This window comes from uncultured Veillonella sp., assembly GCF_938010505.1.
Taxonomy (GTDB): Bacteria; Bacillota; Negativicutes; order Veillonellales; family Veillonellaceae; genus Veillonella.
The window spans coordinates 25,228-31,613 of the sequence record NZ_CALLVP010000027.1; the positions used below are offsets into that span (position 1 = coordinate 25,228).

Sequence of the window (6,386 nt, forward strand, 5' to 3'; positions counted from 1 at the left end):
AACCCCATAGGCGGTTATGCCCATGGGGTTCATTTTATTTATTATGTTGCATTTGCCACTTTTGATTGCGGCGCAAGGTTAATAAGCCTTCTAAGACGGCTTCGAATTGTATAAAGCTCAATGTATATGGTTGATACATATCTGGTACGACCTTGTAAGAAATAGTAACCTCTGCTTTATCATAATCGTAGAAGATACCATGCAAATTACTTACCGTAGTATAACCAGTTTGAGCTTGCTCCAATGTAGGAATAGGCTGATTTTTTAGATTTCCTAGTAGATCGCTAATGAAACCTTCCTTACGACCTTGGTCATTGAGCATTTCATCCATAAAACTACGTAGACTATCCATGAATAAATTAACCTCGTTGGTCTAACAACAAGCTATTGTGAATTACACGAACAGCATCTTTTACGCGTTCTTCAGCAACAAGGCAAGAAATACTAATTTCAGAAGTAGAAATGATTTCGATATTGATGCCTTCTTGGCTCAAGATATCAAACATTTGAGCAGCTACGCCAGGTTGACCTAACATACCTGCACCAATAATGGAAACTTTCGCCATTTTTTCGTCGATATTAACTGCTTCAATATCTACTGCTTTTTGTAATTCTTCCAAAACCTCACGAGCCAATACAACATCATCCATAGCTACTGTAAAGATAAGGTCAGTTTTTGGTTCACCAACGGAGCGGATAGATTGAACAATCATATCTACATCAACATTTTTAGCAGCCAATGCTTTGAACACAGTCGCTGCAACACCTGGTTTATTTTCAACGCCTACAAGGGCTACTTTTGCCGTATTAGTATCATCAGCTACGCCAGTAATTACATGTTTATTTGCTTCCACAGTATAATCCTCCCGAATAATAGTACCTAGTTTATCACTAAATGTAGAACGTACATGAATAGGTACACCATAACGGAAACCCATTTCTACGGCACGCGGTTGCATTACACCTGCACCGAGACGAGCCATTTCAAGCATTTCGCCATACGTTACTTCTTCTAATTTGAAAGCTTCTTGAGCTACGCGAGGATCTGTAGAATATACACCATCTACGTCTGTGAAGATTTCACAGACATCCGCTTTCATAGCGCCTGCCAATGCAACAGCTGTTGTATCAGAGCCACCACGACCTAATGTAACCATGTCACCATATTCAGTAATACCTTGGAAACCAGCAACTACTACTATGTTACCTTCATCCAGAGCTTTGAACACGCGATTTGGATCTACGCCCAAAATGCGGCCTTTATTAAAGCTATCACTAGTTGTGATACCTGCTTGGTCACCTGTTAAAGATACAGATTTTTGACCACGTTCGTTAAAAGCCATTGCCATCAATGCAATCGTTACTTGCTCACCTGTAGATAATAAGCGGTCCATTTCACGACCATACGGCTTAGATGTTACTTGCTTAGCCAATGCTACCAAGTCATCAGTTGTATCACCCATAGCGGATACAACGAGAACGATTTTATCGTCTGCTTGCTTCTCACGAAGGACGCGATCAACAATATTAAATATTTTTTCTGGTGTAGCTACGGAACTGCCACCAAATTTTTTAACGATTAAGGCCACAATAATCCCTCATTTAACTATGTTTACTAAATATCAATATGCATATACTTTACCACAAACAAATAGCACTGTAAAGGGATGTACAGCATTTAATCCACTGGAGTGATACAAAACTCCTTTTTATGTGGACATCAAAAATAAAATATTATGTCTATACTTTAATGAATATACATTAAATAGTCATATCATATATTCCTCATAACACTATTAAGTATCTATTATTGATAGCTAAAATTACGTTCTTATCACACGATAGAAAACACATAGATATACAAAAAGACCAGCCCTAGGGCTGGTCTTTATTAGTTGTTTTAGTTAATTAAGCAACTACGATATCTTTTTCGGATTCCCACAAGCCATGGATGTTGCAGTAGGAAACAGCGATCAATTTACCGGATTTTTTCAAAGCTACTGCTAAAGTACCTTCGGAAACTGCTGCTACAGGGCCTTCGTTTGCAGTTGCACCGTCACCATGAACGTTGAACTCGATAGCGCCAACTTCGAATGGTAATTGAGTGCCTTCAGCTACGAAGTACAATTTAATCCAATCAATGTGATGTTCTACAGTGTTTGGATGCGCAATGTCTTTGCCTACGGATAAAGTAACGTGGAATGTTTCACCTGCTTTTACAGTGTCAACTGTTTCGATAACAGGAACGTGTTTTTCAGTAGCGAAATCGCCAGATTTAATGTAATCATGTACAGCCATAGTTAACCTCCTGGTTAGTATTATATACATACTTAATGTCAAGAATATTGAGCACCTCTGTGCTTATGACTATATTATACATTTTCGATATAGTTTTAGCAAGTTCTTTTTCGATATTTTTCGATTTTTTTGAATTTAGTTAGAATTCAATTCCTCTAGCAGCCTTAATACCCTTTTCATAAGCATGCTTTACTATATTCATTTCCGTCACGGTATCTGCCATTTCAATAATTTCAGGTTTAGCATAGCGCCCAGTCAAAATAACATGAAGTCTTTCCGGCTTATTTTTAAGCATTTCTACTACAGAGTTTACATCGATAAGCTCATAATTAATAGCATTATTTATTTCATCCATAATGATGAGATCCCACTGATCGGAGTTTACTTCTTCCACCAATGTACGCCACGCTACTTGTGCTGCTTCTTTATGGCGAGCAAGCTCAGCTTCCCCTACCTCATCACGTTTATAGTAAATAAAGCCTTTACCCATAGAGCGAATTTCAACTTGATCTCCTAGTTTAGCGAGACCTGCTAATTCACCATAGCCATTACCGCTCTTAATAAATTGTAATATAAGAACCTTAAAACCTTGTCCAACAGCACGCAAAACAACACCTAAAGCAGCTGTTGTTTTACCTTTGCCATTGCCTGTATTAACTAGAATTAAGCCTCGTTCATTCATAATAGCTCCTTTAATACGAACCTGCCCCTTAAGAATTAACTATTCCCAATCAATAACATCCCACTAATACTTAATGATGTAATCACAACAATACTTATTGATGCAAGCCCAATAATACTTAGTGATATAAACCTATTAAATACATCAATTACTTTTGGGCTTTATAAGTGGCACATGTATCAACAAAGTGTTGTGCCCCTTCATCAGAGCCAGCAAAGTTCAAATGTAAGTAAGAGGCTAATATATTTTTTGTTGCATAGCCACCATCATAAGATTGAGGTTTGCGGCCCCCTTCTAAATGGAATGCCCATGGGAAGTCATCTATAGTTGGTTCCATTGTAGAGAAGTGGAACTCATGCCCACGAAGAGCTGTATTCGTAGCACCTAGCAAAGTATCTCGTTTCGCAGTTGCTGTAACATAACCCACCTTTTGAAGTTTCTGCTGCATCACACAATTTGCAGGTACAATACCTACGGTTTCATAAATGGCACCTTCAAAGTCATGAATGCTTTCACAAAGATACATGAGGCCACCACATTCGGCATAAATAGGCATACCTTGTTCATTAGCTTTGCGGATGGACTCCTTCATAGACTCATTGCTTGATAAGTGGAGCAAGAACATTTCAGGGAAGCCACCACCGAATACAAGTCCGTCTACATCAGGAATCACCAAATCATTAAGCGGGCTAAAGTAAACGAGCTCAGCCCCTTTTTCCTCTAACGCAGCAAGGCTAGCTGGATAGTAAAAAGAGAACGCCTCATCATAAGCTACACCAATTTTTACATGTTTTTCAATGGATTTAGCATCTATAGCATCTGGTAATTCGATAGTTGGTGCACTAGAGGCAATATTCAACAATTGATCGAGATTTACCATTTTTTCCACAGCTTCACGAATCGTATTAATCGCCTCTGTTGGATCGATTTCAGTAACTGGTGTAAGTCCTAGATGACGCTCTGGAGAATGCATACGGTCATCACGATAAATGGCACCGATAACGGGTGCGCCAATTTTATCCATCCCTTCACGAACCATACGCTCATGATTAGCTGAGCCTAAGCGGTTCAAGATGACACCGCCAAAGTTTACCTCTGGGTCATAATCACGGAAACCTTTTGCAATAGCAGCCGCACTTTCACCCATAGCCTTACAATCAATAACAAGCACCACTGGTGCATTTAACTGTTTAGCAATTTGAGCTGTAGAACTAACGCCCTCTCGACCACCATCATAGAGACCCATAACACCTTCAATAATAGCAAGGTCTACATCGTGCGCCATAGTAGCAAAAAAAGGATTCAATTTGTGAGGTGGAACGAGCCACGTATCTAAATTATAACTGTTACGGCCGGATGCAATTTTATGAAAGCCCGGATCAATATAATCCGGGCCCACTTTAAAAGATTGCACCGTACGTCCACCATTTGCATAAGCAGCCAATAAGCCCGCTACGATAGTTGTTTTACCAACACCAGAATTAGTGCCAGCAATGACAACGCGTGGAATCTGTACTGTGTTCATAGATATTACCTCGTAATACGATGTGTTTGTTAACGATCCTTGCGTTTTGCAAGAATTGTAGATAAGTAGTTGAGTTTAGTATCTTTTGGCATATTATCTAAACCCACGAATACTTGCTCATCAGGCAAACCTACACGACTAATCATAACCGCATCATCTGCCATATTATGTTTAATCAATGTTTCTTGTACTTCATCAAAGTTTTTATATACTTTCATGATAACCGCATCATCTGCAACAGCTAATACAGCATCGATTTTTTCTTTAGGAGCTGTAGCTGGAACGATAGCTAATACCTCTTCCTTTTCTACAATTGGATAGCCAAGGTGAGAGCCAATAGCACAGAATGCAGTAACGCCAGGAATCGTTTCAATTTCATGACCTGTGTTTTCAATCAAGCGATATACATACATATATGTGCTGTAGAACATAGGGTCACCCAATGTTAAGAATACAACGCTTTTACCTTCATCTAAATAAGACAAGATAATGCGTTTAGCTTCTTGCCAGCCTTCCTCTTGCGTAGAATCATCCAATACCATTGGGAATACTACAGGAACGATTTCTGTATGTTCTTGGATATATGGGGATGCGATATCAAGGGCTACAGAGCCATCTTTCTTTTCTGTTTTAGGTGTGATAATAATATCTGCTTCACCTACGATGCGAGCAGCTTTCACAGTCATTAATTCAGAATCGCCAGGGCCTACGCCAATACCATATAATTTACCTTTCATGGGTATCTCCTATTCTTATAGTCACACTCTATTTATAATTGCAATATCTTTTATTATAACCAATTTATGCAATATATACAAAGGCACTATTTAATATTTGGTATTGCAGGGCGATGTGGGCTACGTTTGCCATACAAATCATCGATACAATCTTGTAAATGCTGACGGAAGATATCTTGAATGACTTCGTACTCGCCTAAACCAGCATTAATTGGTTTAACCTCATAACCTGCTTCAGCGAGTTCATTCACTATGCTATCCTCATCATCTCCAAAGAGATCATTTTGCGCATGATCACCAAGGACTAACAATAATGGATGTAAATAAATCGTATTTGGACGCTTACCATCGAGCCACTCCCAAGGCGTTGCTACGTCGGCCACATAAGGTGCATTCTCTAGCACAGCGATACGTACATTCGTAAGACCAGCACGAATCAATTTGAACTGTAAATTACCATACGAGGAGTTACCAGAGCCAAGGCCACCATGACCGACCATTAACAAACCGTCATCCTTAGAAATATTAAGGGATTTAATGAAACGGTCAATCAAGATTTGGTAATCATCTGGATGCTCTTCTTGTCCCATATAGTATACGAGAGGTCTACCTACGCGCAATACTTCAAGTTGACCTTCCCCTTCATGAGCAAGGATATTATTTTTCAATTTATCGAACTCTTCACCACCGGTGAAATGAAGTGGCTGCACATATACATGTGTATAACCTTCTTGAATAAGTTTTTCTAATGCCCCTTGTTCAGTAGGAATCTCAATACCACGCTCACGTAAGCGCTTAACGATGATACGAGACGAAAAAGCTAATTCCACAGTATAATCCGGATACGATTTACGGATATGTTCTACTACGGAATCGATATTATGTTCACGAGCACTGTCCACAGTGGATCCAAAAGCAACAACTAAGATGGCTTGTTTCATGAAAGTCTCCTTATATTAACTAATAATGTATCTTAATCATACCATAGACCATCCTTTAGGGGCATACCGTGGTACGTATAAAATGGAAATTATTCTTATCTTTCATGGTGAAATCATAACCACCCGTAAAACGGGTGGTTTGCTCTGCCCCTATAAGGGTCTTTCTCTAGTGGTGGCCCTCTAAAGAGGGCATTGAATGATCT

At 39.2% G+C, this 6,386-nt stretch carries 7 protein-coding genes; all 7 read right to left on the bottom strand.

Going from position 1 to position 6,386, the window contains the following annotated elements:
- Positions 1-34: 34 nt before the first annotated feature.
- The 7 genes from Q0507_RS01495 to Q0507_RS01525 all read right to left on the bottom strand — a co-directional run bounded on the left by Q0507_RS01495 (position 35) and on the right by Q0507_RS01525 (position 6,183).
- The gene (locus Q0507_RS01495) at positions 35-352 is read right to left on the bottom strand and encodes a hypothetical protein (RefSeq protein ID WP_298711330.1); all 318 of its coding nucleotides are present in this window, start codon (positions 350-352) and stop codon (positions 35-37) included.
- Positions 353-359: 7 nt separating this feature from the next.
- Positions 360-1,589 (bottom strand): aspartate kinase, encoded by a 1,230-nt coding sequence (locus Q0507_RS01500; RefSeq protein ID WP_298711333.1) that lies wholly within the window; start codon positions 1,587-1,589, stop codon positions 360-362.
- A 319-nt stretch (positions 1,590-1,908) separates the two neighbouring features.
- Positions 1,909-2,298, bottom strand: coding sequence for a class II SORL domain-containing protein (locus tag Q0507_RS01505; RefSeq protein WP_004696242.1), 390 nt, complete (start codon positions 2,296-2,298; stop codon positions 1,909-1,911).
- Between the two features lie 139 nt (positions 2,299-2,437).
- A complete protein-coding gene (gene cobO / locus Q0507_RS01510) occupies positions 2,438-2,980 on the bottom strand; it encodes a cob(I)yrinic acid a,c-diamide adenosyltransferase (RefSeq protein WP_298711336.1) in 543 nt (180 codons plus the stop codon).
- 148 nt (positions 2,981-3,128) lie between these two features.
- Entirely contained in the window at positions 3,129-4,505 is a 1,377-nt protein-coding gene (locus Q0507_RS01515; RefSeq protein ID WP_298711339.1) for a cobyrinate a,c-diamide synthase, read from the bottom strand.
- Between the two features lie 29 nt (positions 4,506-4,534).
- Complete coding sequence (gene cobI / locus Q0507_RS01520; protein WP_105086610.1) at positions 4,535-5,242, bottom strand: precorrin-2 C(20)-methyltransferase; 708 nt, start codon at positions 5,240-5,242, stop codon at positions 4,535-4,537.
- Between the two features lie 86 nt (positions 5,243-5,328).
- Positions 5,329-6,183 (bottom strand): sirohydrochlorin cobaltochelatase, encoded by an 855-nt coding sequence (locus Q0507_RS01525; protein WP_298711344.1) that lies wholly within the window; start codon positions 6,181-6,183, stop codon positions 5,329-5,331.
- Between the last annotated feature and the right edge of the window lie 203 nt (positions 6,184-6,386).

Coding starts and splice junctions, on each gene's coding strand:
- Q0507_RS01495 (WP_298711330.1), bottom strand. CDS start 352: ATGGATAGTCTACGTAGTTTTATGGATGAAATGCTCAATGACCAAGGT.
- Q0507_RS01505 (WP_004696242.1), bottom strand. CDS start 2,298: ATGGCTGTACATGATTACATTAAATCTGGCGATTTCGCTACTGAAAAA.
- cobO (WP_298711336.1), bottom strand. CDS start 2,980: ATGAATGAACGAGGCTTAATTCTAGTTAATACAGGCAATGGCAAAGGT.
- Q0507_RS01515 (WP_298711339.1), bottom strand. CDS start 4,505: ATGAACACAGTACAGATTCCACGCGTTGTCATTGCTGGCACTAATTCT.
- cobI (WP_105086610.1), bottom strand. CDS start 5,242: ATGAAAGGTAAATTATATGGTATTGGCGTAGGCCCTGGCGATTCTGAA.
- Q0507_RS01525 (WP_298711344.1), bottom strand. CDS start 6,183: ATGAAACAAGCCATCTTAGTTGTTGCTTTTGGATCCACTGTGGACAGT.